26 protein-coding genes and 1 riboswitch are annotated in these 25,601 nt (G+C 68.0%); of the genes, 12 read left to right on the forward strand and 14 right to left on the reverse strand.

Annotation, left to right across the window (positions count from 1 at the left end; translation table 11 throughout):
* Window positions 1-46: 46 nt before the first annotated feature.
* Genes QXK92_RS15865 through QXK92_RS15880 form a run of 4 tightly spaced genes read right to left on the reverse strand, consistent with a single transcriptional unit; the run spans window position 47 to window position 3,838 of the window.
* Complete coding sequence (locus QXK92_RS15865) at window positions 47-1,519, reverse strand: M28 family peptidase (protein ID WP_306242721.1); 1,473 nt, start codon at window positions 1,517-1,519, stop codon at window positions 47-49.
* Window positions 1,516-3,018, reverse strand: coding sequence for a M28 family metallopeptidase (locus QXK92_RS15870; RefSeq protein WP_306242723.1), 1,503 nt, complete (start codon window positions 3,016-3,018; stop codon window positions 1,516-1,518). The genes QXK92_RS15865 and QXK92_RS15870 overlap by 4 nt, the downstream gene beginning before the upstream one ends.
* A gap of 36 nt (window positions 3,019-3,054) precedes the next feature.
* The gene (locus tag QXK92_RS15875) at window positions 3,055-3,492 is read right to left on the reverse strand and encodes a DUF2752 domain-containing protein (protein WP_306242726.1); all 438 of its coding nucleotides are present in this window, start codon (window positions 3,490-3,492) and stop codon (window positions 3,055-3,057) included.
* Between the two features lie 4 nt (window positions 3,493-3,496).
* Window positions 3,497-3,838 (reverse strand): CD225/dispanin family protein, encoded by a 342-nt coding sequence (locus QXK92_RS15880; RefSeq protein WP_055580426.1) that lies wholly within the window; start codon window positions 3,836-3,838, stop codon window positions 3,497-3,499.
* 411 nt (window positions 3,839-4,249) lie between these two features.
* On the opposite strand from QXK92_RS15880, the gene QXK92_RS15885 reads away from it, so the two are divergent.
* On the forward strand, window positions 4,250-4,753 hold the full coding sequence (locus QXK92_RS15885; protein ID WP_306242729.1) for a serine/threonine protein kinase: 504 nt from the start codon (window positions 4,250-4,252) through the stop codon (window positions 4,751-4,753).
* 70 nt (window positions 4,754-4,823) lie between these two features.
* Window positions 4,824-5,342 carry a serine/threonine protein kinase gene (locus QXK92_RS15890; protein WP_306242730.1) on the forward strand — a complete coding sequence of 173 codons (519 nt, stop codon included), beginning with the start codon at window positions 4,824-4,826 and terminating at the stop codon, window positions 5,340-5,342.
* 6 nt (window positions 5,343-5,348) lie between these two features.
* On the opposite strand, the gene QXK92_RS15895 is transcribed toward QXK92_RS15890, so the two are convergent.
* From QXK92_RS15895 to thiO, 4 genes are all read right to left on the reverse strand, one after another.
* A complete protein-coding gene (locus QXK92_RS15895; protein WP_306242731.1) occupies window positions 5,349-6,107 on the reverse strand; it encodes an SGNH/GDSL hydrolase family protein in 759 nt (252 codons plus the stop codon).
* Window positions 6,104-6,862: a thiazole synthase gene (locus tag QXK92_RS15900; protein ID WP_306242732.1), complete on the reverse strand. Its 759-nt coding sequence runs from the start codon at window positions 6,860-6,862 to the stop codon at window positions 6,104-6,106. Before QXK92_RS15900 ends, QXK92_RS15895 begins: the two co-directional genes overlap by 4 nt.
* The gene (thiS, locus tag QXK92_RS15905; RefSeq protein WP_306242734.1) at window positions 6,855-7,052 is read right to left on the reverse strand and encodes a sulfur carrier protein ThiS; all 198 of its coding nucleotides are present in this window, start codon (window positions 7,050-7,052) and stop codon (window positions 6,855-6,857) included. Before thiS ends, QXK92_RS15900 begins: the two co-directional genes overlap by 8 nt.
* Window positions 7,049-8,053: a glycine oxidase ThiO gene (thiO, locus tag QXK92_RS15910; RefSeq protein WP_306242736.1), complete on the reverse strand. Its 1,005-nt coding sequence runs from the start codon at window positions 8,051-8,053 to the stop codon at window positions 7,049-7,051. Before thiO ends, thiS begins: the two co-directional genes overlap by 4 nt.
* A riboswitch (TPP riboswitch) is annotated at window positions 8,044-8,161 on the reverse strand. (Overlaps the previous gene by 10 nt.)
* Window positions 8,162-8,191: 30 nt before the next feature.
* On the opposite strand from thiO, the gene thiE reads away from it, so the two are divergent.
* Complete coding sequence (gene thiE / locus QXK92_RS15915) at window positions 8,192-8,866, forward strand: thiamine phosphate synthase (RefSeq protein ID WP_306242738.1); 675 nt, start codon at window positions 8,192-8,194, stop codon at window positions 8,864-8,866.
* A gap of 44 nt (window positions 8,867-8,910) precedes the next feature.
* Here the strand turns inward: thiE and QXK92_RS15920 are convergent, their stop codons facing one another.
* Window positions 8,911-9,405: an NUDIX hydrolase gene (locus QXK92_RS15920; RefSeq protein WP_306242740.1), complete on the reverse strand. Its 495-nt coding sequence runs from the start codon at window positions 9,403-9,405 to the stop codon at window positions 8,911-8,913.
* 125 nt (window positions 9,406-9,530) lie between these two features.
* Here QXK92_RS15920 and glnX point away from each other — a divergent pair, with 125 nt between their 5' ends.
* The 5 genes from glnX (at window position 9,531) to QXK92_RS15945 (ending at window position 14,911) form a co-directional block, all read left to right on the forward strand.
* Window positions 9,531-10,850, forward strand: coding sequence for a protein kinase G-activating protein GlnX (gene glnX / locus QXK92_RS15925; RefSeq protein ID WP_306242742.1), 1,320 nt, complete (start codon window positions 9,531-9,533; stop codon window positions 10,848-10,850).
* Window positions 10,847-11,812 carry a glutamate ABC transporter substrate-binding protein gene (locus QXK92_RS15930; RefSeq protein WP_306242744.1) on the forward strand — a complete coding sequence of 322 codons (966 nt, stop codon included), beginning with the start codon at window positions 10,847-10,849 and terminating at the stop codon, window positions 11,810-11,812. Before glnX ends, QXK92_RS15930 begins: the two co-directional genes overlap by 4 nt.
* A complete protein-coding gene (locus tag QXK92_RS15935) occupies window positions 11,812-14,112 on the forward strand; it encodes a serine/threonine-protein kinase PknG (RefSeq protein WP_306242746.1) in 2,301 nt (766 codons plus the stop codon). Before QXK92_RS15930 ends, QXK92_RS15935 begins: the two co-directional genes overlap by 1 nt.
* A 149-nt stretch (window positions 14,113-14,261) precedes the next feature.
* The gene (locus QXK92_RS15940; RefSeq protein WP_306244473.1) at window positions 14,262-14,681 is read left to right on the forward strand and encodes an Hsp20/alpha crystallin family protein; all 420 of its coding nucleotides are present in this window, start codon (window positions 14,262-14,264) and stop codon (window positions 14,679-14,681) included.
* Between the two features lie 11 nt (window positions 14,682-14,692).
* Window positions 14,693-14,911, forward strand: coding sequence for a hypothetical protein (locus QXK92_RS15945; RefSeq protein WP_306242748.1), 219 nt, complete (start codon window positions 14,693-14,695; stop codon window positions 14,909-14,911).
* Window positions 14,912-15,164: 253 nt separating this feature from the next.
* On the opposite strand, the gene QXK92_RS15950 is transcribed toward QXK92_RS15945, so the two are convergent.
* Window positions 15,165-16,028, reverse strand: a complete 864-nt coding sequence (locus QXK92_RS15950; RefSeq protein ID WP_306242750.1) for a hypothetical protein — start codon at window positions 16,026-16,028, stop codon at window positions 15,165-15,167.
* 95 nt (window positions 16,029-16,123) lie between these two features.
* Here QXK92_RS15950 and QXK92_RS15955 point away from each other — a divergent pair, with 95 nt between their 5' ends.
* The gene (locus QXK92_RS15955) at window positions 16,124-17,428 is read left to right on the forward strand and encodes a DUF1800 family protein (protein ID WP_306242752.1); all 1,305 of its coding nucleotides are present in this window, start codon (window positions 16,124-16,126) and stop codon (window positions 17,426-17,428) included.
* Window positions 17,425-18,603, forward strand: a complete 1,179-nt coding sequence (locus QXK92_RS15960; RefSeq protein ID WP_306242754.1) for a DUF1501 domain-containing protein — start codon at window positions 17,425-17,427, stop codon at window positions 18,601-18,603. Before QXK92_RS15955 ends, QXK92_RS15960 begins: the two co-directional genes overlap by 4 nt.
* Here the strand turns inward: QXK92_RS15960 and QXK92_RS15965 are convergent.
* From QXK92_RS15965 to fgd, 3 genes are read right to left on the reverse strand one after another with little or no spacing between them, the layout of a single operon-like run.
* Entirely contained in the window at window positions 18,598-19,743 is a 1,146-nt protein-coding gene (locus tag QXK92_RS15965) for an acetate kinase (RefSeq protein WP_306242756.1), read from the reverse strand. The two genes, QXK92_RS15960 and QXK92_RS15965, sit on opposite strands and share 6 nt — an antisense overlap.
* The gene (gene pta, locus QXK92_RS15970) at window positions 19,736-21,808 is read right to left on the reverse strand and encodes a phosphate acetyltransferase (protein ID WP_306242758.1); all 2,073 of its coding nucleotides are present in this window, start codon (window positions 21,806-21,808) and stop codon (window positions 19,736-19,738) included. The genes QXK92_RS15965 and pta overlap by 8 nt, the downstream gene beginning before the upstream one ends.
* 10 nt (window positions 21,809-21,818) lie before the next feature.
* Window positions 21,819-22,829 (reverse strand): glucose-6-phosphate dehydrogenase (coenzyme-F420), encoded by a 1,011-nt coding sequence (gene fgd / locus QXK92_RS15975; protein WP_306242760.1) that lies wholly within the window; start codon window positions 22,827-22,829, stop codon window positions 21,819-21,821.
* Window positions 22,830-22,868: 39 nt separating this feature from the next.
* On the opposite strand from fgd, the gene QXK92_RS15980 reads away from it, so the two are divergent.
* Entirely contained in the window at window positions 22,869-23,621 is a 753-nt protein-coding gene (locus QXK92_RS15980) for an MBL fold metallo-hydrolase (protein ID WP_306242762.1), read from the forward strand.
* A 132-nt stretch (window positions 23,622-23,753) separates the two neighbouring features.
* Window positions 23,754-24,062: a hypothetical protein gene (locus tag QXK92_RS15985; protein WP_306242763.1), complete on the forward strand. Its 309-nt coding sequence runs from the start codon at window positions 23,754-23,756 to the stop codon at window positions 24,060-24,062.
* A 215-nt stretch (window positions 24,063-24,277) separates the two neighbouring features.
* On the opposite strand, the gene QXK92_RS15990 is transcribed toward QXK92_RS15985, so the two are convergent.
* Complete coding sequence (locus tag QXK92_RS15990) at window positions 24,278-25,597, reverse strand: NtaA/DmoA family FMN-dependent monooxygenase (RefSeq protein ID WP_306242764.1); 1,320 nt, start codon at window positions 25,595-25,597, stop codon at window positions 24,278-24,280.
* Between the last annotated feature and the right edge of the window lie 4 nt (window positions 25,598-25,601).

The following is a 25,601-nucleotide window of genomic DNA, read 5'->3' on the forward strand; positions in this document are numbered from 1 at the left end:
CGCTCTCGTCTGCGGTGATCTGGCCTGAGCCCGCAGCACACTCTACTCAGGAAACCCGGGTCCGATGGCGTTTGTCGTGCGGGGTCACGCCGTTGACGCCCCCGATCGACTCCGCATAGGTGCCGACCGCGAATGCCACCCCGGACCCCATCACGGCCAGCGCGTCGCGGTTGATTGCGTCGACGGTGTCGCGGGGGCCCTGATAATTGGGATCGAACGCGGCGCCCGGCTGTCCGCCCCACAGCCGTGCCTGCACCGTCGTTTTCGTCTGGGAGGCACCGGTGTTCATGCCTCCCACCGGCACACCGGCGACCAGGAACGGGTGGTAGTCGGTCCTGGTGTTCAGCGGCATGTCGGCCGGCCGTTTTCCGGCCAGGTTCAAGTAGCCGGCCAGGGTGCGCTCGATTCCGGCTGACCCTTCTGGAATGTCCGACGACGCAACGCCCGTCCCGGCCGGGCCGGACTGGTCACCGTCGTCGGTGAAGAATCCGGGGTTGGGCGATCCCAGCATGTCGAAGTTGAGGTACAGGGCGATGTCGTTGAGCGCGTCGTTGTCCAGCCCGAACACGTAATCCATCGAACCGTTGAGTCCGTTCTCCGCAGCACCCCAGAACGCGAACCGCACCGCGTTGGAGACCGGCGGCAGCGGGCCCAGCTGTAGCGCGGTCTCCAGCACCGCGGCCACTCCGGAACCGGCGTTGTTGATGCCCGGACTGTCAGCCGGGCTGTCCAGATGGGTGCCGACCATCACCACCTCATGGGCCGACCCGGTTTTGGTCTGGGCCACGACGTTTCGCGAGACGATCTTGACATTCTCCGCATCCAGCACCAACCGCACCGACGCGCCCGAGCGCGCCAGCGCGGCCGCCCCGTTGGCACCCACCACCGCGACCGGCACCGTGAGTTGGTTGTAGTAGCCGGCGTTGAACAGGGTGGCAGGCGCCCCCTGACCGGTGGGCTGGCTGGTCACGATCACCGCTGCAGCGCCCTTGGCCACCGCGGCGTTCTGCTTGTCGACCACCGAGCAGCGGGTGTCGTCGACGACGGCGATCGCGTCTTTGGGCAACGCCGCCGCATAGTCTGCGGCCGTACAGCCGGCCGCTTGGCTGGGGCGCACCGGCTGGCCGGTCAAGCCGCCGGGCGGTGTGCGCACCAGCAGTGAAGCCTGGTCCACAGCAAAAGCGCGGCCGCCGACCGTCACGGCCGGCTTGCCCTCGGACACGTTGCGGATTCGCTCGAACTGCGGCGTGGAAACGTCGAACCCCTTGGCACGCAATGCTTTCACCACATAGTCGACGCTCGCGTCATATCCCGGTGTGCCCGTCGTCCGGTTCCCCTTGTTCGCGTCGGCGATCTGCTGCAGCGCGCGCAGGTGGACGAACAAACCTTCCGTGGTCACCTTCGCAGCCAGCGAACGCCCGGGGTCGGGCGCGGCGGCCGGCTGGTGCGCCGTCGGGCGAGTCGTCGTGCACGCTGCAATGAGAAACGCCAGAAGCAGGACAGCGAGCGAACGTGTCATGGCTTGGCGAGCACGTGCCGCACCCGGTCTTCCATGACCGGAACACCGTTGCGCCCGCCCAGATCCTGGGCGTAGACCGCCACGACATAGGCGACGCCGCCACCCTGGATGCCCAGCGACGTCCGGTCGATGTGCTCGAGATTGTCGCCCTTCTGGTGATAGTTGGGGTCGAACGGCTCGTCCGCCTTGCCGCCCCACAGCTTGGCCTGGTCCTGGGACATCTTGACCTCGGCGCCGGAAAACAGCCCACCCGACGGGATGCCCGCCAGCGTGAACCCGTCGTAGTCGGAGCGGCCGTCGAAAGAGGTGTCCTGGGCGGTCTTTCCAGCCTGCTTCAGGTAGGCGACGAGGGTGCGCTCGATACCGGCCGACCCCTCGGGCACCACCGGCTGGCCACGCTGGTCAATCGGCAGCGACTGGTCCCCGTCATAGGTGAAATACCCGGGATTAGGCGAAGCCAGCATGTCGAAGTTCAGGTACAGCGCGATGTTCTTGAGGCCCTCGACGTCCAGCGATTCGACGTAGTTGCGGGATCCGATCAGCCCCAGCTCTTCGGCGCCCCAGAAACCGAACCGCACCGCATTGTGTACCTGCGGCGAATTGCCAAGTTGCACAGCGGTTTCCAGGATCGCCGCCACCCCCGAGCCGTTGTCGTTGATGCCTGGCCCCTCCGGCACGCTGTCCAAATGTGCGCCGGCCATCACCACGTCGGTCGGTGATCCGGTCTTGGTCTGCGCGATCACGTTCCGGGCCTTGAAGCTCTGCGTGTTCGCGGCCAGTTTGATCGTCGCCGGGCCGGACTTGGAGCGTAGCTGGAAGCCAACCGATTTGGTGACACTGACCACCGGAATCTTCACTTCGGTGTTTGCTCCGAGCGTGCCGCCCATCGACTGCTCGTCGACGTTGTCGACGACGATCAGGGCTGCCGCGCCGCGCTGGGCGGCCGCGTCTTCCTTCTGCGCAAACTGGCAACCGCCGCGATCGACAACCACCACCGCGTCTCGCGTCGGCAGCTTGTCGTAGTCGGCCGGCGCGCAACCGGGGCTGTCGCCGGGGGGCGCGAACAGCAGCGGCCCCGTCACGCCGGCCTCGGAGGTGCCGAGGCTGTATTCCAGTGCCCGCGCGTCCGCGGTCAGGTCGCCGGCTGACACCGAACCCTTTTCGGAGTGGAAGACCCGAGCCGAGAACTCAGGTGTCTGCACGTCAAAACCGCTCTTGCGCAACGTCTCGACGACATAGTCGACGCTGGCCTCATAGCCCGGAGTGCCCACCGCACGAGTGCCGTTGTTCGCATTGGCGATGTCCTGCAGCTTGGTCAGGTGCGCCATCATCGCGTCGGTGGTGACTTTGTTGCGGATCGTGTTCGCGAACTCGCCCGCCGCCTGCCCGCCTCCGCCGGACCCGGCCTGGTTGGACCCCCGCCCGCAGCCCACCGCCAGGAATGCGACGATCGCAACGGCCGCCAGCACCGCCGTAATCATCTTCGTTTTGTGCACCATTGCGCCCACGTTAGACCAGAGGCGCGGCAGGCAATCTCACACGTACAGCGCGCTGAATGGGGCAAAGGGCAGATTTCGCACCACAAACCAGGCCACCACCAGCGACAGGGTCACGATGGCGGCCCAGCGATTGTGCTGCCAACCCCGGATCCGCCGGCCGGCCAGCCGGCCGTACGTCCACGCCAGGTACGCCCAGACCAGGAGTCCGACAGCCACCAGGCCGAGCGCGTTGAACTTGGCGGCCGCCAACACATCACCGTGCATGAGGCTGTACAGCATTCGCATGCTGCCGCATCCCGGGCAGTCGATACCCAGCAGCGCTTTGGTGGGGCAGGTTGGCAGCGGACCGTTCGGGGTCGTCGGGTCACCCAGCCAAATGCCGGCGCACGCCACAGCCGAGGCTGCGGCCACGAACACTGGGGCGCTCAATCGCGCACCCAGTTTCGCGGGCACCGACCCTTGGCGGGTCACCATCGGATCAGCCCAGGCTCAGTGCGTCGACCATCATCATGGCCGCCGAGCTGGTGTCGGTGTTCATCGCACCCAGCGCGATGATGACGCCGTAGATGACGGCGCCGACCACGCCGGCGATCACGGAGTACTTCACGAACTTCTTGGCGCTGTCTGCCGCCGCCTGTGCCTCGGCGTACTGACCCTGCGCCCACAAACCACTGACCTGCGTCGACTTGACGATCGCCACGATCCCAAGAGGCAGACAGCAGAACAGCGTCGCAAGGATCGACCAGACCAGGTAGTTGTCGGGCTGCTGGCCTGCCGGCGGCTGCTGCGGCGGGTAACCGGGAGGCGGTGGTTGTGTCATGGATTCTCCAGATCGAAATAGTTAGCTGGCGTGAAGCGAGGCTTACCATACCGGAGAGCAGTCTCGACGGCATCACCAATCTGAAATTGCTTTTGGGGCACCTCCGGCGCCGTCCCGGCGGTCGCGCCGGCACGGTGCTGCGGTGCCCCGGTAGCGGCGTCAAACCCCTTGCTAGAGCGTGATTTCCGGCCGCGGCGCCCAGCCGTATGAGTGGCCGCCGGATCTTCCGGCGCCGGTATTGATCGGTGCCCACACAGACAATTGCCGACGGAATGTATTGGGTTTCCGGGGCATAGCTCTACGATGCCAATTGGCATGAAAGCCCTGTTCTATGGCGAGTTTGAGAAATACACTCACCGATATCAACGCAGTCGCAGGTGTCGGTCCGCCGACGTGTAAGGAGCCAAGGAGTTGTCTCACCTCAACACGGTGCTGCGCGCCGCCACGGCAGCAGCCCTCATGGGCGGCTTTGCCTGGCTAGGCACCGCCACGGCGAATGCCGACCCGAATGACACACTCGCCGGCTCCCTGTCAAAGGGCTACTCGATGAGCAACTGCACCGCCAAAGAGCCTCCCGCGGGTGTGCTGGCCGCCATCAACTGCGGACAGAACGCCGACGCCGCCGGTCCGGTCAAGGCGACTTACCTGCTGTACAACAACACCGGTGACCTCAACGGCGGTTTCACCGCCAGCATCAAGGACGAAAGCCTGACCGCCTGCGGCGACAGCGGACAGTCGCCCACCACGTGGCACACCGGCAGCGCGGGCGCCACTGCCGGACAGGTCGCCTGTGGGACCTATCAGGGTGCCGCCGAGATCATCTGGACCACCGACGCCAAGAATGTGCTGAGCTACATCCGGGGATCCAACACCGACGTGCAGGCGCTCTACCAATGGTGGCGCACCAACGGCTGATATTCGTTCGGCCGCAGAGACTTCCAGTGTGTCTGCGGAGCATTTCCTACAACCCTGAAGGAGCTGGAAAATGACCTATTTGAAGAACGCGCTGCGGGGCGTCACCACCGCGGCACTCGTCGGTGGTTTCGCCTGCACGGGCGTCGCCACCGCGTCCGCCGACCCCACCGACGCCTTCGCCGGCTCGCTATCGAAGGGCTACTCCTCCAGTAACTGTGCCTCACAAGCGGTTTCCGAGGTGCAGTCGGCGTTCCCGACGGTGCAGGCGGTACTGGCCTGCGGGCAGAACTCCGACAGCAGTGGACCGGCCTCGGCGAAGTACTTCCAGTTCCCCAACAGCGCCGACCTCGCCAGCGCATTCACCAAACTCATTGGCAGCGACACGCTTACGAATTGCGGCGACGCGAAGTCGCCGACCGTGTGGCACCAGGGCAGCTCCACCGACTCAGCCGGCCAGGTGGCCTGCGGGACCGATGACGGTAAGGCCGAGGTCATCTGGACCGTGGACGCCAAGAACGTGCTGGCCTTCGTGCGGGCATCGGGCGGCGACACCTCCTCGCTCTACCAGTGGTGGCGCACCAACGGCTGAGCCCCGTTACAGCCGGCTCACTATCAGGTCAGCGACCGCCCGCATCCCCGCCTCGTTGGGATGTAAGGGAGCCGGCCGACCCGGCAGCGGCACACCGGATTTCACCGTCCAGGGTTGTCGCGACCACGCATGATGATCGCGGCTGGCCGCCGCGGCGGACACGACTTCACAGTCGGTCGCCGCGGCGGCCTTTGCCGTCAGATGCTCGAGCGTGGCGGCCACATGCCGGCCCAGATCGGCATGTTCGCCAGACAGCGGCGGCGCCGCCTGCCCGGCGGGCGGCAGCAGCGTGAGGTAGTCGACGAACAGTACCCGGGCCCGCGGGGCTCGCCCACGGATGGAGCGGCCCACCTCGCACAGCGAGTCGAACACCCGGCCCAGTGCCAGCTCGCGGGCATCGCGGTCCAGCAGATCGCTGATGCGGCCGCCGATCAGCGGCAGATGCCGGGTGACCGACGGCAGTGAGGCCGCCATCAGCAACGGCACATAGCCGACGTCATTGCCGCCGATGGTGACCGTCACCAGCGCTTCCGATCCGTCCAGCGCCGCGAGCTGCGGCGGCGCACCGTTCTGCCGTTCCGCCAGCACATGTTCGGTGGTGGCCCCCGAGTAGGTGACGTCGGTCAACTCGAGGCCGGCACGGGTGGCGACCAGATGCGGATAGTTGCGCGCCGAGCGGCCCGACCGCCATGGCGCACCGTCGGCACGCGGCCGGATACCGGGACCGGCGGCCATCGAACTACCCAGCGCGACATAGCGATTCATTTGGCGGGACTGGAAGCTTGGGCCCAGAAGCGCTTCGGGATCCGCCCGGCGCGGCGCGCCAGAAAACCCGCGGTGACCCCGGCGGCCATCGCCGCGGCCATCGCCGGCGGGTCGGTGGCGCGAGTGACCGCGGTGGCCAACAGCACGGCGTCACAACCCAATTCCATCGCCAGCGCCGCGTCGCTGGCGGTTCCGATTCCCGCATCCAGCACCACCGGGACACCGGCCCGGGCGACGATCATCTCGATGTTGTGCGGATTGGTGATGCCGAGCCCGGTGCCGATCGGCGAGCCCAGCGGCATCACCGCCGCGCAACCGGTGTCCTCGAGCCGTCGGGCCAGCGCCGGGTCGTCGTTGGTGTAGGGCAGGACCACAAACCCGTCATCGACCAATTGTTCTGCGGCACGCACCAATTCGACTGCATCGGGCAGTAATGTGCGCTCGTCGGCGATCACTTCGAGCTTGACCCAGTTGGTGTCCAGCGCCTCGCGGGCAAGTTGGGCGGTCAGCACGGCCTCGGCGGCGCTGCGGCACCCGGCGGTGTTGGGCAGCGGGGTGATGCCCAGCCGGTTGAGCAGGTCGAGCAGCCCGGTGCCGCCCTCGGCGTCGACCCGGCGAATCGCCACGGTGGTCAACTCGGTTCCGGAGGCGACCAGCGCCTCCTCCAGCACCGACAGGCTGGTCGCCCCGCCGGTGCCCATGATGAGCCGGGACGCGAAGCTGCGGTCCGCGATCGTCAGTTTATGGTCAACCACCTTGCACCGCCGTCACCACCTCTAATCGCGCGCCATCGAAAAGCGTTGTGGCCCAGGATGAACGGGGCAGCACCGCGTCGCCCATCGCGACCGCGACACCGCGCTCCGGAAAACCCAGCGAGGTCAGCAGAGCGCCCACCGTGGTTCGGTCGTCCACCTCGACCTGTTGCTCGTTGACCACCACGATCATGAACTGGCCCCCACCGGAAGGAGTTCGGCCACAATTCGTTCGGCGGTCCACGGGGCCAGCAGGAAGCCCGACCGGCCGTGGCCGGCGGCCACCAGGGTCCGCTCGTCGAGTCGCCGCACAATGGGCAGGTTATCGGGCGTCATCGGCCGCAGGCCAGCAGCACATTCGGCCAACTCGTACTCGCCGAGCGCCGGCATCACCGCGCACGCGTCGTCGAGCAGGTCACGTACGCCCGACACCACCGGCGCGGTGTCCCTGCCGTGCTCGTACTGGGTGGCACCCACCACCACGCCGTCCGCCCGCGGCACCAGGTAAACCTGACGCCCGTGCACGCGGGCCCGAACCACCCGGCCCAGCAACGGCATACAGCCCTTGCGCCAGCGCAACCGCAGCACTTCGCCCTTGACCGGACGCACCTGCAGGCCGGGCCACAATGAGGGCGCATCGATCCCGTTGGCGATCACCACCGTGTCGCCGTCCGCCGCACGCAGGTCGCCGACGGGTGCCGCCCACCGGACGCCGAGCCGCTCGCAGTCCCGGGCCAGTGCCTCGACGACGGCCCGGTTGTCCACCGCCAGCTCGGTGGGTGCCCGGAAACCATGCCGGATGCCTTGCGCCAGTAGCGGTTCCACGTCGCGGGCGGCCGACTCCCACACCACGGGGTGGCCCTGTTGCGACAACCAGTCGGCCACGGTGCGCAGATCGGCGACGTCGGCCCGGTCGACGGCCACCACCAGCGATTCGCGTGCGGTCACCACCGCCGGGTCCAGCCCGTCCAGGAAGCCTTCGCGCCACAGCCGCAGCGACTCCAGACCCAGCCGCAGCAGCCGTTCCTCACCGGGCCAGCCTTCGCTGTGCGGCGCGAGCATCCCGCCGGCCACCCAGGAGGCACCCGGTTCCTGACTGCGGTGCACCGTCACCGGCAAGCCGGCCCGGGCCGCGCGGCGCGCCACTGACAGCCCGATGACGCCGCCGCCGATCACGGCGACCGAATCCGGCATCCTGTGCTCCCTTCGCCGGCATGACCCGGATCAGGTGTGACGGTAAGGGCAGGTCCGCAGTGCCCACTCTCAGCCCCGCTGGTGCCCGGGACTCCCGTGTGTTCTTCAGACTCCACGCTAGCGCGCTAACGTCGCGGTGTGCAGGACCCCCTTTCCCGTCTCGTCACGGCACGGCTGTACCTGTGCACCGACGCGCGCCGCGAGCGCGGCGACCTGGCCGAATTCGCCGACGCCGCCCTGGCCGGCGGGGTCGACATCATCCAGCTGCGGGACAAGGGCTCGCCCGGCGAACGCCGGTTCGGCCCGCTGGAGGCACTCGACGAGCTGGCAGCCTGCGAAATCCTGGCCGCTGCGGCCCGCCGGCACGGCGCCCTGTTCGCGGTCAACGACCGCGCCGATATCGCCCGCGCCGCCGGCGCCGACGTGCTGCACCTCGGTCAGCGCGACCTGCCCCTGAACATCGCCCGGGACATCGTCGGACCCGGCACCCTGATCGGCCGGTCCAGCCACGACGCCGGCGAGGCAGCAGCGGCGGCCGCTTCCGCAGTCGACTATTTTTGCGTCGGGCCCTGCTGGCCCACCCCCACCAAACCGGGACGCCCGGCACCGGGGCTGGACCTGGTTCGCGCCGCTGCCGACCTGGGCACCGACAAGCCCTGGTTCGCCATCGGCGGCATCGACTCCCAACGGCTGCCGGAGGTGCTGGCCGCCGGAGCCCGCCGCGTCGTGGTGGTGCGCGCCATCACCGCGGCTGCCGATCCGAAAGCCGCCGCCGAACAGCTCAAACGGGCACTGACCACGCGCCCAGAGTGAATCTGGCGACGCACCAGCGGCGTGTCGCGTCGCCAGATTCACTCTCAGCGCGCCAGCGGCAGGCTGGCAAGCACGGTGCGCAGCCGGTCCCAGCTCGCCGCGAATCCCGGATGCAGCGGCAATCCGGCCACCTCGTCCTCGCCCACCCAGCGCAGCTCCGCGCTTTCCCGGTTGGGGACGGTCGCCAGCAACTCCCCCGCGTCGGCGACCACGGTGGTGTAACTCCACAGCGTGCCGCCCACGCCCGCGACTTCCGCGGTCACCACCGTGGTGCGCACCGTCAGCCGCTCGGCCACTAGGCCCGCCTCCTCCTGCGCCTCCCGCACCGCGGTCTGCTCGGGGGTCTCGTGACTGTCCCGGGCACCTCCCGGCAGACCCCAGGTACCGCCCTGATGGCTCCACACCGCCCGGTGCTGCAGCAGGACCGCGGGGGTCCCGTCCGGCAGCGGTGCCCGCAGTAGCAAGCCGGCCGCGCCATAGCGGCCCCAGTAATGGGCGCCGCGCTCGGAGATCACCCACCCGTCACCGTCGCCCTGCACGGATTCAGGATATGCACGCGACCCCGGTTAGGTAATTGGTCACGCCTCCCCCCATCCGCCGCGAGATGCTCTTAGAATTCGCTTATACGGGTTCGTAATATGGCCGAGATGAGGTCCGAGCAGACGTGACGGTTGAGCTGGCGCATCCGTCGACCGAGCCGATGGGATCGCGCTCGCCCGCCGAACCGGCCCATCCACGCTGGTGGTTCATCTCCACCACGCCCGGGCGCATCCTGACCATCGGCATCGTGCTGGCCGCTCTGGGCGTGTCGAGTGCGTTCGCCACCTCCACCACGATCAACCATCGCCAGCAGGTGCTGGCCACCGTGCTCGAACACACCGAGCCGCTGTCGTTTGCGGCCGGCCGGCTCTACACCACGCTGTCGGTGGCCGACGCCGCGGCCGCCACGGCGTTCATCGCCCAGACCGAGCCGCGGGCCGTGCGACTGCGCTACGAGCAGGCCATCACCGACGCGGCGGTCGCGGTGACGCGCGCCTCCAGCGGCTTGACCGACGAGACCCTGGTGCAGCTGCTGGGCCGGATCAACGCCGAACTGGCCGTCTATACCGGGCTGGTCGAAATCGCCCGCACCAACAACCGGGCGGGCAACCCGGTCGGCTCGTCGTACCTGTCGGAGGCCTCAGGGCTGATGCAGTCCCGGATCCTGCCCGACGCCCAGCAGCTCTATCAGGCGACTTCGGCCCGGGTGGACAGCGAGACCACGGCGTCCACGCAGATCCCGGCGCCCGTCATCCTCGTCGTCACCACCACGGTCGCGTTCGGCGCGTTCGCCCATCGCTGGCTGGCCCGGCGCACCCGGCGACGGGTCAATCCGGGCCTGGTCGTGGGCGGTCTCGGTATTCTCATCATGGTGGTCTGGGTGGGGACGGCACTGACAATCTCGACGACGGCCAGCCGCAGCGCCAAGGACACGGCGGCCGAGTCGCTCAAGACCGTGACCAACCTGGCCATCACCGCCCAGCAGGCCCGGGCCGACGAGACGCTGTCGCTGATCCGGCGCGGCGACGAAGAGGTCCGCAAGCAGGCTTTCTACCAGCGCATCGATGCCATGCACCACCAGCTGGACGCCTACATGGCGCGGCGCGACGCCGTCGACAAGCCCGACCTGCAGGGCGCCGACCAGCTGCTGGTGCGCTGGCAGCAGGCCAACGACCGGATCAACGCCTACATCTCGGTGGGGAACTACCGTGCCGCCACCCAGGTCGCGCTCGGCAAAGGCGAGGACGACTCCACCCCCGCCTTCGACAAACTGGACGAAGCCCTGACCAAGGCGATGGAGCAGAGTCGCAACCACCTGCGCAACGACGTCCTGAACGCCAAACGCGGCCTGGCCGGGGCGCAGGTCGGCGCGGTGGTGCTCAGCCTGGGCGCGGCGATCGCGGTGGCGCTGGGCCTGTGGCCCCGGTTGAAGGAGTACCGGTGATTGCGCGCCGGGCCGCCGCGCTGATTGCCTCGGCGATCCTGCTGGCCGGTTGCGGGCACTCCGAGCCACTGAAGGTCGAGGTGACGCCCACGCTGCCGCTGCCGACTCCGGTCGGAATGCAGGAGCTGCCGATGGAAGCCCCGCTGCCGCCGGACAACACCAGCCAGGACTGCAATCCGACCGCCAGCCTGCGGCCGTTCCCCAACCGCGCCGATGCCGACGCCGCGGTGGCCAACATCCGCGCCCGTGGCCGGCTGATCGTCGGCCTCGACATCGGCAGCAACCTGTTCAGCTTCCGCGACCCGATCACCGGCGAGATCACCGGTTTCGACGTCGACATCGCCGGCGAAGTGGCGCGCGACATCTTCGGCGGGCCTTCGCACGTCGAATACCGCATCCTGTCGGCCGACGAGCGCATCACGGCGCTGCAGAAGTCACAGGTCGACGTCGTCGTCAAGACCATGACCATCACCTGCGAGCGACGCAAGCTGGTGAACTTCTCCACCGTGTACCTCGATGCCAACCAGCGCATCCTGGCTCCGCGGGACTCGGCGATCGCCAAGGTGTCCGACCTGTCCGGCAAGCGGGTCTGTGTGGCCCGGGGTACCACCTCGCTGCGCCGCATCCGCGAGATCACGCCGCCGCCGGTGATCGTGTCGGTGGTCAACTGGGCCGACTGCCTGGTGGCGATGCAGCAGCGCCAGATCGACGCGGTGAGCACCGACGACTCGATCCTGGCCGGCCTGGTGGAAGAGGACCCCTACCTGCACATCGTCGGGCCGAACATGGCCACCCAGCCGTACGGCATCGGCATCAATCTGGACAACACCGGATTGGTCCGGTTCGTCAACGGCACCCTGGAACGGATCCGCACCGACGGCACCTGGAACACGCTGTACCGCAAGTGGTTGACGGTGCTCGGCCCCGCCCCCCTGCCGCCGCAGCCGAGGTACGTGGACTGATGGGCAAGCCGGCGCAAGAGGACGAACTGGGCCAGGAAGAAGAGTCTCCCGGCACGCAGCCGGTCGGCCAGCAGGAGGAGGCGCAGACCGGGGTGACCGCGACCACCGGCCGGCCACAGGCGACCCAGGCACTGTTCCGGCCGGACTTCGACGACGACGATGAAGACGACTTCCCGATCTCGCTGGGCAGCGTCGACACCCAGCCCCAGGACCGGATGTCGGTCGCCACCCGGGCGCTGCCACCCGTCCGCCAGCTGGGCGGCGGCCTGGTGGAGATCCCGCGGACCCCCGACATCGATCCGCTCAAAGCGTTGATGAAGAACCCGGTGGTGCCGGAGTCGAAGCGCTTCTGCTGGAACTGCGGACGGCCGGTAGGCCGCTCCGGCTCGGAAGGCAAAGGCACCTCCGAGGGCTGGTGCCCCTACTGCGGCAGCCCGTATTCGTTTCTGCCGCAATTGAATCCGGGCGACATCATCGCCGGTCAGTATGAGGTCAAGGGCTGCATCGCGCACGGCGGCCTGGGCTGGGTCTACCTGGCGCTGGACCACAACGTCAACGACCGGCCGGTGGTGCTCAAGGGTCTGGTGCATTCCGGCGACGCCGAGGCTCAGGCGATCGCGATGGCCGAGCGGCAGTTCCTGGCCGAAGTGGTGCACCCGTCGATCGTGCAGATCTTCAACTTCGTCGAACACAGCGACAAGCACGGCGACCCCGTCGGCTACATCGTCATGGAGTACATCGGCGGGCAGTCGCTCAAGCGGGGCCGCGGCGAGAACCTGCCGGTCGCCGAGGCCATCGCCTACATCCTGGAAATCCTTCCCGCCCTGAGCTATCTGCACTCCATCGGCCTGGTCTACAACGACCTGAAGCCGGAGAACATCATGCTCACCGAAGAACAGCTCAAGCTGATCGACCTGGGCGCGGTGTCGCGGATCAACTCGTTCGGCTACCTCTACGGCACGCCGGGCTATCAGGCTCCGGAGATCGTGCGGACGGGGCCCACCGTCGCCACCGACATCTACACCGTGGGCCGCACGCTGGCGGCCCTGACGATGAGCCTGCGCACCCGAAATGGCCGCTACGTCGACGGACTTCCCGAAGACGATCCGGTGCTCGCCCAGTACGACTCGTTCGCGCGGCTGTTGCGCCGCGCGATCGACCCCGATCCGCGACGGCGGTTCACCAGCGCCGAGGAGATGTCCGGCCAGCTGATGGGCGTGCTGCGGGAGGTGGTGGCCCAGGACACCGGCATCCCGCGGCCCGGGTTGTCCACGATCTTCAGTCCCAGCCGCTCCACGTTCGGGGTGGACCTGCTGGTGGCGCACACCGACGTCTACCTGGACGGCCAGGTGCACTCGGAGAAGCTGACCGCCAAGGAGATCGTCACCGCGCTGTCGGTGCCGTTGGTCGACCCGACGGACGTGGCCGCCCCGGTGCTGCAGGCGACGGTGCTCTCGCAGCCGGTGCAGACGCTGGATTCGCTGCGCGCGGCCCGCCACGGCTCGCTGGACGCCGAGGGAGCCGACCTCAGCGAGTCGGTGGAGCTGCCACTGATGGAGGTGCGCGCCCTGCTGGACCTGGGCGACGTCAGCAAGGCCACCCGCAAACTCGAGGATCTGGCCGAGCGGGTCGGCTGGCAATGGCGGCTGGTCTGGTACCGCGCGGTGGCCGGTCTGCTCACCGGCGACTACGACTCGGCGATCAAGAATTTCACCGAGGTGCTCGACACCTTCCCCGGCGAGCTGGCGCCCAAACTCGCGCTGGCTGCCACCTACGAACTGGCCGGCGAACCGGACGAGCACAAGTTCTACCAGACCGTGTGGGGCACCAACGACGGCGTGATCTCGGCCGCGTTCGGCTTGGCCAGGGCCCGTTCGGCTTTGGGCGACCGCAGCGGAGCGGTACAGACATTGGACGAAGTACCGCCCACCTCAAGGCATTTCACCACCGCACGGCTGACCAGTGCGGTGACGCTGTTGTCCGGGCGATCCCAGAGCGAGATCACCGAGGAGCAGATCCGCGACGCCGCGCGCCGGGTGGAAGCCCTGCCGCCCACCGAGCCCCGGGTGTTGCAGATCCGCGCGCTGGTCCTGGGTGGCGCGATGGACTGGCTGCAGGACAACCGGGCTAATAATCAAGCCAGCACGAATCACATCCTGGGGTTCCCGTTCACCGACCACGGACTGCGACTGGGCGTCGAGGCGTCGCTGCGCAGCCTGGCTCGGGTTGCCCCGACGCAGCGCCACCGCTACACCCTGGTCGACATGGCCAACCAGGTGCGGCCCACCAGCACGTTCTGACCCGTACTTCTACGCGCGCAACGGGATTGAGAAAAATGTCGGTATCAGTGTCTTGCGTTCGGATGCTCGGCGTGGTATCTCAAATGTATGCCTTTTGGCACATATTTACTTCGGCTTTGACACCACATTAGGAGTTGGAGGTGGCGACGATGCTGATGCGAACCGATCCGTTCCGTGACTTCGAACGCTTCACCCGGCCGGTGTCGGGGACGGCGTCCCGTCCGTCGGTGATGCCGATGGACGCGTGGCGTGACGGCACGACATTCGTCGTGGAATTCGACCTACCCGGCATCGATGCGGATTCGTTGGATCTCGACATCGAGCGCAACGTGGTCACAGTGCGGGCGGAACGCCCCGAGATCGACCCTGGCCGGGAGATGCTGGCCAGCGAACGTCCCCGCGGAGTCTTCAGTCGTCAGTTGGTGCTGGGCGACAACCTCGACACCGAGAAGATCGAGGCGTCCTACGACACGGGAGTGCTGACGCTGCGAATTCCGGTGGCCGAGAGGGCGAAACCCCGCAAGATCGCGGTCGGGCGGAGCAACGGACATCAGGTCATCAACGCCTGAGAGGTCCGGCGATGACCAGTCTGTTGATGCCGGCTGAGCTGGACCTGGACGCCTTGGACCCTGAAGTCGCCGAGCTGATGGCCGAGGTCGAGGCGATCTTGTGTGCGGCCGTGGCGGTTGATCGCCGGCGGCCCGCGCCGCCGGTGTCGGCGTCCATGCCGCTGACGCCGCGGCGGGGACCGGCATATCCGGTGCGTGCCGTCCAGCGCAGCCCTCCGGCTTCCCCGTGAACACCCGTGCAACCGAGCAGCGAAAGGCAGGTGATGGCATCTCAATAGACCCAGCCGAGCGGCCCGCACCCCGGCCCTACGAGTGAGTGTGCTCTTTCCTCAAGCACGCCAAGCCTATTCGGGCGCTGAAGGCCGGGGCGGGCGTCGGCCGCCTTTTGATTTTCCGCTTTCCCTTTCCATCGAGTGTGCGGCTACCGTCGAAATCCTGGCGGATCTCGACGGTAGCCGCACTGTCAAAGCAGCAGGCGCACAGTCACACTCGCGAACGTTCCGCGGCCGCCTCGAGGGCAGCACGGACGCGTCGCACAATTGCGGCTGGATCGTTCTCCGCGACCACGCGAACGACGATCCATCCCATCCGCTCGAGCATTTCCAGACGCCTGATGTCTTTCACGTACTGCCGCCGGTCGGTACGGTGCTGATCTCCGTCGTATTCGACCGCGACCATCGACTCCGGCCAGCCCAGATCCAGGTAGGCCACCGGAAAGCCGTCGGCGCCCGGTACCGGAATCTGCGTCTGCGGCCGCGGGAAACCGGCATCGATGAGCAACAGCCGCAGGTAGCTCTCCCGCGGCGACTGCGCCCCGGCGTCAACCAGCTCGAGCGCCGTTTCCAAACGCCGCAATCCGGGCGAGCCGGGATGCCGCTGCACGATGGTCACTACGTCGTCGGTCTTGAAATCCGTTGCGCGAGCTAGGGCATCGAGCCTCGCCACCGCCGACCGAACGGCACCGCGCCGGCCGATGTCGAATGCGGTGCGCTCCGCGGTGGTGACGGCAAGGCCGCCGAGCACCTGGACTTCACCGTCGAGCAGCACATCGCGCCGAGTCAGCACGCCATGCGGCGCCCGCGCGTTGGGGTGCACCAGCTCGATCGGCACGTCGTCAGGAATCCACCTCGCACCGTGTAATGCGGCTGCGGCCGCACCCGCGACCGTCCCCTTCCGCCGCGACCACAGCCACGCCGCGACAATCCGCTGCTGCAGCGAGGGCTGCAGGCCTCTTGGCACGTAGACGTTCGGGAACACCGCCCAGTACCGCTTACGCAGCTGATGCCAGTTCAGCGTTCCGCACGCCAGAGCCTCGCTGCCGATGAACGGGCCCGGGATATCGCTCATGCCGGCACGCTCGCATGGCACCCGGGTGCGGCGCATACCTGCATCCACAGCCACACTCAGCGAAAACATAGGTTCGGACGCGACAGTGGTTCACTATGGCCGGGCAGTCCCCACGGTGGATCATGACGGCCCGCGCCCTACGCAGGAGCGGGTTCGGCGTCACCGGCGCCGAGGTCGACGCGGTCGTCACGCAGGACTGGTCGAGCTACATAGACGCCGCCCTGGCCACCGACCCCGACGCCGACCGCGGCGCGCTCGCCACCCCCATACCGTCGCTGCCGCCCCCGCAACCGCCCGGCAAAGGCGCGACCACAGCAGCGCGGACGCAGTACCGGCGCCGGCTCTCCGAACAGAACGACGAACTGACCCGGTGGTGGCTGCGTCGCATGACCGCCGTCGAGCTGCCGCTACACGAGAAACTGACCCTGTTGTGGCACAACCACTTTGCGACTTCCGCGCAGAAGGTGCGGATCGCGGCGTACATGGCGGCGCAGAATCAGAAGCTGCGCACCCTGAAGCTGGGCGACTTCCGCACGCTGGCGTACACGATGCTCACCGACGCCGCGATGCTGCGCTGGCTGGACGGGCAACTCAACACGGCCAAAGCCCCGAACGAAAACCTGGCCCGGGAATTCATGGAGCTGTTCACCCTCGGCCACAGCAACGGCTACACCGAGGACGACGTGCGCGAAGGCGCACGTGCGCTGACCGGGTGGACGATCAGCGACGGCCGGGCGGTGTTGGTCGCCCGCCGTCACGACCCCGGAGCGAAAACCCTCTTCGGGGTCACCGCGGGCTTCGACGCCGCCGGTTTCTGCGATGCGGTACTGGCCCGCCCCGACTCCGCGGCTCACGTCGCGGGGCGCCTGTGGCAACAACTGGTGTCCGACGAACCGCCGTCCGCGCCGGCGCTGGACCGCATCGTCGCCGCCTACGGCCCCCAGCGCGACCTCAGGGCCCTGACCCGCGCCGTCCTCACCGCCGACGAGTTCACCGGTGGCCGTGCGACCGTCGTCAACACCCCGGTCGAGTGGCTGATCGGGGTGATCCGCGCGCTCGGGAGTTCCGGCGACCACGACAAGCTGATCGAGAGCACGCTCAAGGCGCTGGGCCAGCGCCCCTTCTTCCCCACCGACGTCAATGGCTGGCCGCGGGGCCAGGTCTGGCTGTCCACCGCGTCGGCCCGCACCCGGTGGCGCGCCGCGCTTCAACTCGTCCGCGCCGCGGACCTGTCGGCGATCGAAAGCACCGCCGCCGGCGACCGCATCGACGCGGTCGGATATCTGATCGGTGTGGGTGCGTGGACCGACCGCTCTGCGGATGCATTGCGCCCCTTGGTCCGTAGACCGGCGCAGCTGGTCGCCGCGGCCGTCAACACCCCGGAGTACCTGACCTCGTGAACCGCCGCAAATTCCTGATAGCCGGGGCCGGCGTCGGCGCGCTCGGCCTGTTGTCCGGCACCGTGGCGGTCGGCTGGGACGACCTGCTGCACGCGGCGCAGGAGCGACCGCTGGCCGACGACGCCGGGGTTCTGGTGATCGTCACCCTCTACGGCGGCAACGACGGCATCAACACTCTCATCCCCTACGCCGACAACGCCTATCACGACGCCCGCCCGGAGCTGGCCTACGCCGCCGAAGACGTGTTGCACCTCGACGACCGGCTGGGACTCAACCCGGCGATGCGGGGGCTGGCCGAGCTGTGGACCAAGCGGGAGCTCGCGATCGTGCGCGGGGTGGGTTATCCCAAACCCGATCACAGCCACTTCCGGTCCATGGACATCTGGCAGACCGCGTCGCCGTCCGAGCCGGTGGCCACGGGCTGGATCGGGCGCTGGCTGGATGCCACGGGTGACGATCCGCTGCGCGCGGTGAGCGTCGGCAGCGTGCTGCCGCTGCTGTCGGTGGGCGAAAAGCAAACGGCGGCAGCACTGTCCACCACGGGGACCGGCCACCGAGACAACGCTTTCCGGCCGACCATCCAGACCCTGAGCGCCGACGACCCCGGCGACACCCCAGCGATGTCCGCGGTCCGCCGGTCCTATCGCGCCGCGCTGTCGACGGACGCGGCGTTCGAGAACCTGACGGCAGCCCAGTCCGACAACGCTCTGGCCGGCCGGCTGGGCATGGTGGCCGCCGCGATCACGGCCCGGGTGCCGGCACGCGTGTACATGGTGCACCTCGGGGGCTTCGACACCCACGCCGACGAACGCGGCACGCAGCAACGGCTGCTGCAGACCTTCGACGAAGCCCTCACCCCGTTCCTGCAGCAGATGGCCGGCGACCGGTGCGGCCGCAACGTCGTGGTGCTCGCGTACTCGGAGTTCGGTCGCCGGGTGGCCGCCAACGCGTCGCAGGGCACCGACCACGGCACCGCCGGGCCGGTGTTCGTCGCCGGTGTCCCGGTCAAAGGCGGATTCTACGGCGAAGAGCCCAGCCTCACCGACCTTGACCACGGAGACCTGAAGTACCGCACAGACTTTCGGGACATCTACCACGAGCTGCTGGTTCGGACGCTCGGCACCGATCCGGTCCCCGCGGTGGGCGCCGGCCGCACCAGCCTGGGTTTCCTATAGCAGGCTCACGCAGTCCCGGGCGATCGCGAGTTCCTCGTTGGTCGGCACCACCAGCACCGCGATCCGGGAATCAGCCGCCGAGATCAGGCGCGCCCCGGAAGCCGCCTCGGCATTGCGTTGCTCGTCGAGCTCTATTCCGAGTTCGTCCAGCCCCGCCAATGCATCCCGGCGCACGATCGCATCGTGCTCGCCGATCCCGGCGGTGAAGCTGATTGCGTCGGTGTGCCCGAGCACAGCCAGGTAGGCGCCGATGTATTTGCGCAGCCGGTGGATGAACACGTCGTACGCCAATTTGGCTGCGGCATCGCCGGATTCGATCATCGTCCGCAGCCGCCGGAAGTCCCGCTCGCCGGACAGGCCCAGCACCCCGGACCGCTTGTTGAGCATTGACTCGATCTCGTCGACGTCCATCTTGGCTGTGCGCCACAGGTAGCTGAAAACGCCCGCGTCGATGTCGCCGCTGCGGGTGCCCATCACCAGGCCCTCCAGCGGTGTCAACCCCATCGACGTCTCGACCGGATGTCCGCCCGCGACGGCGGACGCCGATGCGCCGTTACCCAGGTGCAGCACGATCTGGTTCAGTTCGCCGGGCGGCCTGCCCAGGAAGGCCGCGGCCTGACGGCTGACGTATTCGTGTGAGGTGCCGTGGAATCCGTAGCGGCGGATCTGCCACTTCTGCGCGAGGTCGCGGTCGATGGCGTAAGTGGCGGCGGCCTCCGGCAGGTGATGGAAGAAGGCCGTGTCGAACACCGCGATGTGCGGGACGTCGGGCAGCAGCTTGCGTGCCACCTCGATGCCCTGCACGGCGGGCGGATTGTGCAGCGGGGCCAACGGCGACAGCTCGCCCAGCTCGCGGATCACCTCGTCGTTCAGCAGTGTCGGAAGGTGAAAATGGTTGCCGCCGTGCACCACTCGATGCCCGACCGCCGCCAGCCCACACCGCTGCAGGTCGATGCCGTCGTCGTCCAGCATCTCGAACGCGCGGCGCAGCGCCGCTTCGTGGTCGGGGATCGGCGACGAGGGCTCGCCGATCTGTTCGACGGTGCCGCCCGCGCGTGATTCACCGGAATCGGGGTCGACGAGCTGGAACTTCAGCGAGGAGGATCCGGAGTTCACCACCAGGACCAGACGCTCACTCATGGATGCCCTGCGCCTGAATCGCGGTGATGGCAACGGTGTTGACGATGTCCTCGACGAGCGCGCCCCGGGACAGGTCATTGACCGGCTTGCGCAGGCCCTGCAGCACCGGACCGATCGCGATGGCCCCGGCGGAACGCTGCACCGCTTTGTAGGTGTTGTTGCCGGTGTTCAGGTCGGGGAAGATCAGCACGGTAGCGCGGCCGGCCACCGGCGAGTCGCTCATCTTGGTCGCCGCAACCGACGGGTCGACGGCGGCGTCGTACTGGATGGGACCCTCGACGAGCAGCTGCGGATCCCGCGAGCGCACCAATTCGGTTGCCTTCCTGACCTTCTCGACATCGGCACCGGATCCCGAGGCGCCGGTCGAGTAGGACAGCATGGCCACCCGCGGCTCGATGCCGAACTGAGCGGCCGTCCGCGCCGAGGAGATCGCAATGTCGGCCAGCTCTTCGGTGGTCGGGTTGGGGATGATGGCGCAGTCGCCGTAGGCCAGCACGCGGTCCGGCAGGCACATCAGGAAAATGCTGGAGACCGTGGACACGTCGGGCACGGTGCGGATGATCTGCAGTGCCGGGCGCACGGTGTGCGCGGTGGTGTGCACCGCACCGGACACCATCCCGTCGACCTTGCCGTTGTACACCAGCATGGTGCCGAAATACGTTGCGTCGTTCATGACTTCGCGGGCCTGCTCGAGCGTGACACCCTTGGCCTTGCGCAGCTCGGCGTATTGTTCGGCGAACTGCTCGTGCAGATCGCTGCTGCGTGGGTCGATCACCGTCGCGTCGTCCAGGCTGACGCCGAGTTCGGCTGCCCGCGAACGCACCTGGGATTCGTCCCCGAGGATCGTCAGGTCGGCGACGGAGCGCTGCAGCAGCCGTCCGGCCGAGCGCAGGATCCGGTCGTCCTCGCCTTCGGGCAGCACGATGCGCTGACGGTTCGCCCGGGCCCGCTCCTGCAACTGGTGGGTGAACATCTGCGGCGTGATGACCGTCGGGATCGGGATGGTGAGCTGCTCGAGCAGGTCGTCGACGTCGACGTGCCGGTCCATCAGCTGCAGTGCGGTGTCGATCTTGCGCTGCGAGGAGGCGGTGACCCGGCCGCGGGCCGTGGCCGCCGCGCTGGCCGTGTCGTAGGTGCCCAGCGCGGTAGCGATGATGGGTAGCCGCAGCCGTAGCCCGGCGACCAGGGCCGCGATCGAGGGGTGCAGGTCGAACCCGCCGTTGAGGATCAGGCATGACAGCGACGGAAACCCATCCGCCGCATGGGCACTGGCGACCGCGAGCACCACGTCCGAGCGGTCGCCCGGGGTGATCACCGCCATCCCTTCGCGCAGCCGCTCGAGGCAGTGGTCGGCCGTCATGCCGGCGACCATGACGCCCATCACCTCGCGCTGAGCCAGTTGTTCGTCACCGCGAACGGTCGTCCCTTTCACCGCTCTGGTCAGCTCGGCCACCGTCGGCGCGGCCAGCAACGGCTCCTCGGGAAGTACGTAGGCGCGTGGCGTGAATTTGCGGAGCGCCTCCGCGACCGCCTGCATCTCATCCGGCTCGCACCGGTTCGCGACGACGGCTGCCGTGTGCGCCCGCTGAGCCGACAGTTCGGCCAGGCACACCTCGACGACGCTGGCGACCTCGTCGGGAGTGCGACCCTTGCCGCGCACCGTGAGCAGCACCGGGGCGCCCAGATTGACCGCGATGCGGGCGTTGACCGAGAGTTCGGCCGGGCTGGTGACGTCGGTGTAGTCGCTCCCGACGATCACCACCGCATCGCAGTGCGCGGCCACCGCGTGGTAGGCGTCGACGATGGTGGCGATCGCGGCGTCGCTGTCGTCGTGCAGTTGCTGGTAGGTGACGCCGACGCACTGTTCGTACGTCAGGCCCGCCGTGGAGTGCTCGAGCAGCAGCTCCAGAATGTAGTCGCGGTCCTCGCCATCGAGACGCGTAATGGGCCGGAACACACCGACTTTGGCGACGGTGGCGGCCAACCGGTGCATCAGCCCCAGCGCGATCGTCGACTTGCCGGTCTCCGATTCCGGCGCCGCGATGTAGATGCTGGAGGCGGGCACGGCTGGCGTGTCAGCCAAGTTTCCGGAGCCGCGGTGCCAGGTCCTTCTCGAACAACTCCAGGAACCGTCGCTGGTCATGCCCCGGCGCATGGAACACCAGGTGGTTCAGACCCCACGACACGTACTGGCCGACCTTCTCGACGGCCTCGTCGGGGTCGGAGGCGACGATCCAGCGCTTGGCGATCTGCTCGATGGGCAGCGCGTCGGCGGCCTTCTCCATCTCGATCGGGTCGTCGATGCTGTGCTTCTGCTCGGCGCTCAGCGACAGCGGCGCCCAGAACCTGGTGTTCTCCAGCGCCAGATCCGGATCGGTGTCGTAGGAGATCTTGATTTCGATCATCTTGTCGATGTCGTCGTCAGATCTGCCCGCCGCCGCTGCACCCTCCAAAACGGCCGGTATCAGCTTCTCGGTGTAGAGCTCCTCGCCCTTGCCGGAGGTGCAGATGAAACCGTCGCCCGCGCGACCGGCGTACTTGGCCACCGCCGGACCTCCAGCGGCGATGTAGACCGGCACACCGCTCTCGGGCACGTCGTAGATGGAGGCGCCTTTGGTGCGGTAGTACTCGCCGTCGAAGTCGACGCGGTCACCACGCCACAGCTCGCGCATCAGGCGCACCGACTCGCGCAGCCGGGCGAAGCGCTCCTTGAACTCCGGCCAGTCGCCCTCGTAACCGGTGGCGATCTCGTTGAGCGCCTCGCCGGTGCCGACCCCCAGGAAAACACGGCCCGGATACAGGCAGGACATGGTGGCGAACGCCTGCGCGATGACAGCGGGGTTGTACCGGAAAGTCGGCGTGAGCACCGAGGTGCCCAGCTGCAGCCTTTCGGTGCGCTCGCCGACGGCGGTCATCCAGGCGAGCGAGAACGGAGCGTGCCCGCCCTTGTGCCGCCAGGGCTGGAAGTGATCGCTGACGGTGGCGCTGTCCATGCCGTGCCCTTCGGCGAGGACGGCCAGTTCCACGAGTTCACGAGGTGCGAATTGTTCAGCGGACGCCTTGTATCCCAGTTTCAGTTCAGCCACTAGTCTTTTCTACTCCTCGCGGCTTTTAGGCTGATAGCCATGTCCGGGCACACACAGCTTGTTCAGATCACCGACAAGGTCCACCTCGCTCATGGCCCCGCGGTCAACTGGACGCTGGTCACCGACGACACCGGAGTCATGCTGATCGACGCCGGCTATCCGGGCGACCGCGAGGAGGTGCTGACCTCGCTGCGCACGCTGGGGTACGGGCCGGGCGACGTGCGGGCGATCCTGCTCACCCATGCCCACATCGACCACATGGGATCCGCGATCTGGTTCGCCGCCGAGCACGGCACGCCGGTCTACTGCCACGCTGACGAGGTCGGCCACGCCAAGCGGGACTACCTCGAACAAGTGGCGATTCACGATCTGGCACTTCGCATTTGGCGGCCGCGGTGGGCGGCGTGGACGGTGCACGTGGTGCGCAGCGGCGGGCTGATCCGCGACGGGATCCCCGGCACCCGGCCGTTGACACCGGACATCGCCGCCGGGCTGCCCGGCCACCCGCAGCCTGTCTTCAGTCCCGGACACACCAACGGTCACTGCTCGTATCTGGTGGACGGGGTGCTGGCCAGCGGCGACGCACTGATCACCGGCCATCCGCTCATTCGCCACGACGGGCCCCAGCTGTTGCCCGCCATCTTCAGCTACAGCCAACAGAACTGCATCAAGACACTGTCGGTACTGGCGCAGGTGGAGACCGAGATTCTGGCACCCGGCCACGGGCCGCTCTGGCGTGGCCCGATCCGCGAAGCGACAGACGCCGCCCTGCGCAAGGCAGGCGCCGCCTGACCGACGACGACAGGTGCCCGATCTGCGTGAACACGAAAGTTGGGATCGGTAGCCGCGTCGCGGGTGTTGATTTGGCCGGGAGATACGACCCTGCCGCGCCTACGCTGGCGCGCACACAGAGAGGGACACATCATGGCCAACACGGTGAAGCGGACTCTCACCGGCGTTCTGATCACTGGGTTCGGCGCAATCGCCACTCTGGGGCTCACCGCCCTGGGGCCGGGTGCCGCGACCGCACACGCGGATCTGAGGTACGACCCTGTCGGTCACGGCACCTGGTGCCCAGGAGATCCCGTGTGGTCGCAGATCCGGGACTTGGCGGCAGGCTGGGACATGTACACCTGCCACGAAGTGCACCAGGTATCCGGAGGGGTATGGGCCGAGGGGCCACTTCCGGCGGGCACCTTTGTCTGCCCACCGATCTCCTTCATGTGCCCCTGAGCAGGGCGAGCGGTCACTCGCCCAGCTCGCCGGTCGCGAACATGATTGCACCGCAGACGAATTCGTCATCCTGAAACAGCAACTCGTACGTCATTCCCATCACCTCCTCACCGCTCACGCTGGTGAGAAAATAATATCCTGACGCAACTATTGCTGTATGCACTATTTCTCGGGCTCGGAATGCTCTGCGCGGCAACGCACGCCGCGCGGGTCGGCTACGGCCGGCTCAGCCCCAGGTTTTCCCGCAGCGTCGCACCTGGATACTCGCGCCGGAACGCGCCCCGCTCCTGCAGCAACGGAACCACCCGGTCGACGAACTCGTCGAGGCCGTGCGGTGTCAGGTGCGGCACCAGGATGAAGCCGTCGCAGGCGTCGGCTTGCACGTAGCGGTCGATCTCGTCGGCGATGTGGGCGGGGGTGCCGACGAACTGCTCTCGGCTGGTCAAGGCGATCACCAGCTCGCGGATCGACAGGTTCTCCGCCTGGGCCCGCTCCCGCCAGCGCCGCGCCACCGCGACCGGGTCGCCGTGGCGCACCCGCCCCTGGGTGATATCGCTGTCGACAACCGGCTCGACGTCGGGCAGCGGACCGTCCGGGTCATAGCCGGAAAGCTCGCGGCCCCATACCTGTTCGAGCATGCCGATGGCGGTCGCCCCGCTGACCTGCTGGCGGCGGATGTGGCGAGCCCTGTCCCGGGCTTCCTCGGTGGTGTCCCCGATGACGAAAGTGGCCGCCGGAAAGACCTTGAGCTGATCGGGATCCCGGCCGAACGCCCGGGCCCGCCCCTTGACGTCGGCGTAGTAGCGCCGGCCGTCTTCGAGGGAACCGTGCAGGGTGAACAGGGCGTCGGCATACCGGGCGCCGAACGAGCGGCCCTCGTCGGAATCGCCCGCCTGCAGCAGGATCGGATGGCCCTGCGGGCCGGCCGGCAGCGTGGCGAAACCCGTCACGTCGAACTGCGAACCGGTGTAGTCGACGCGGCGGATTCCCGCGGGGTCGACGTAGACACCGTCCTTGCGCACCACGGCATCGGGCGCCCAGCTGTCCCAGAACTTGCGGGCCACGGTGACGAACTCCTCGGCGCGCCGATAGCGTTCGGCGTGCGCGAGGTAGCCACCCCGGCGAAAGTTCGCACCGGTGAAGGCATCCGACGAGGTGACGATGTTCCAGCCGGCACGGCCGTCCGACAGGTGATCAAGCGTCGCGAATTGCCTTGCCACTTCGAAGGGTTCGTTGAAGGTGGTGTTGATGGTGCCGGTGAGGCCGATGCGGTCGGTCACACCGGCCAGCGCCGCCAGCACGGTGAAGGTGTCCGGACGCCCCACCACGTCCAGGTCGTGGATTCGGCCGCGGTGCTCGCGCAGCCGCAATCCTTCGGCCAGAAAGAAGAAGTCGAACAATCCGCGTTCGGCCGTGCGAGCCAGGTGCACGAACGATTCGAACGCGATCTGGCTGCCCGCGGTCGGGTCGCTCCACACCGTGGTGTTGTTGACGCCCGGGAAGTGGGCCGCGAGATGAATCGGCTTGCGGGTCATGGGG

It is taken from the genome of Mycobacterium sp. TY815, assembly GCF_030755135.1.
In the GTDB taxonomy this organism is placed as follows: Bacteria; Actinomycetota; Actinomycetes; order Mycobacteriales; family Mycobacteriaceae; genus Mycobacterium.

Bases quoted from the DNA above. Each gene is read 5' to 3' on its own strand.
- QXK92_RS15865 (WP_306242721.1), bottom strand. From the start codon at position 1,519: ATGACACGTTCGCTCGCTGTCCTGCTTCTGGCGTTTCTCATTGCAGCG.
- QXK92_RS15870 (WP_306242723.1), bottom strand. From the start codon at position 3,018: ATGGTGCACAAAACGAAGATGATTACGGCGGTGCTGGCGGCCGTTGCG.
- QXK92_RS15875 (WP_306242726.1), bottom strand. From the start codon at position 3,492: ATGGTGACCCGCCAAGGGTCGGTGCCCGCGAAACTGGGTGCGCGATTG.
- QXK92_RS15880 (WP_055580426.1), bottom strand. From the start codon at position 3,838: ATGACACAACCACCGCCTCCCGGTTACCCGCCGCAGCAGCCGCCGGCA.
- QXK92_RS15890 (WP_306242730.1), top strand. From the start codon at position 4,824: ATGACCTATTTGAAGAACGCGCTGCGGGGCGTCACCACCGCGGCACTC.
- QXK92_RS15895 (WP_306242731.1), bottom strand. From the start codon at position 6,107: ATGAATCGCTATGTCGCGCTGGGTAGTTCGATGGCCGCCGGTCCCGGT.
- thiS (WP_306242734.1), bottom strand. From the start codon at position 7,052: ATGATCGTGGTGGTCAACGAGCAACAGGTCGAGGTGGACGACCGAACC.
- thiO (WP_306242736.1), bottom strand. From the start codon at position 8,053: ATGCCGGATTCGGTCGCCGTGATCGGCGGCGGCGTCATCGGGCTGTCA.
- QXK92_RS15935 (WP_306242746.1), top strand. From the start codon at position 11,812: ATGGGCAAGCCGGCGCAAGAGGACGAACTGGGCCAGGAAGAAGAGTCT.
- QXK92_RS15940 (WP_306244473.1), top strand. From the start codon at position 14,262: ATGCTGATGCGAACCGATCCGTTCCGTGACTTCGAACGCTTCACCCGG.
- QXK92_RS15945 (WP_306242748.1), top strand. From the start codon at position 14,693: ATGACCAGTCTGTTGATGCCGGCTGAGCTGGACCTGGACGCCTTGGAC.
- QXK92_RS15950 (WP_306242750.1), bottom strand. From the start codon at position 16,028: ATGAGCGATATCCCGGGCCCGTTCATCGGCAGCGAGGCTCTGGCGTGC.
- QXK92_RS15955 (WP_306242752.1), top strand. From the start codon at position 16,124: ATGGCCGGGCAGTCCCCACGGTGGATCATGACGGCCCGCGCCCTACGC.
- QXK92_RS15965 (WP_306242756.1), bottom strand. From the start codon at position 19,743: ATGAGTGAGCGTCTGGTCCTGGTGGTGAACTCCGGATCCTCCTCGCTG.
- QXK92_RS15980 (WP_306242762.1), top strand. From the start codon at position 22,869: ATGTCCGGGCACACACAGCTTGTTCAGATCACCGACAAGGTCCACCTC.
- QXK92_RS15985 (WP_306242763.1), top strand. From the start codon at position 23,754: ATGGCCAACACGGTGAAGCGGACTCTCACCGGCGTTCTGATCACTGGG.
- QXK92_RS15990 (WP_306242764.1), bottom strand. From the start codon at position 25,597: ATGACCCGCAAGCCGATTCATCTCGCGGCCCACTTCCCGGGCGTCAAC.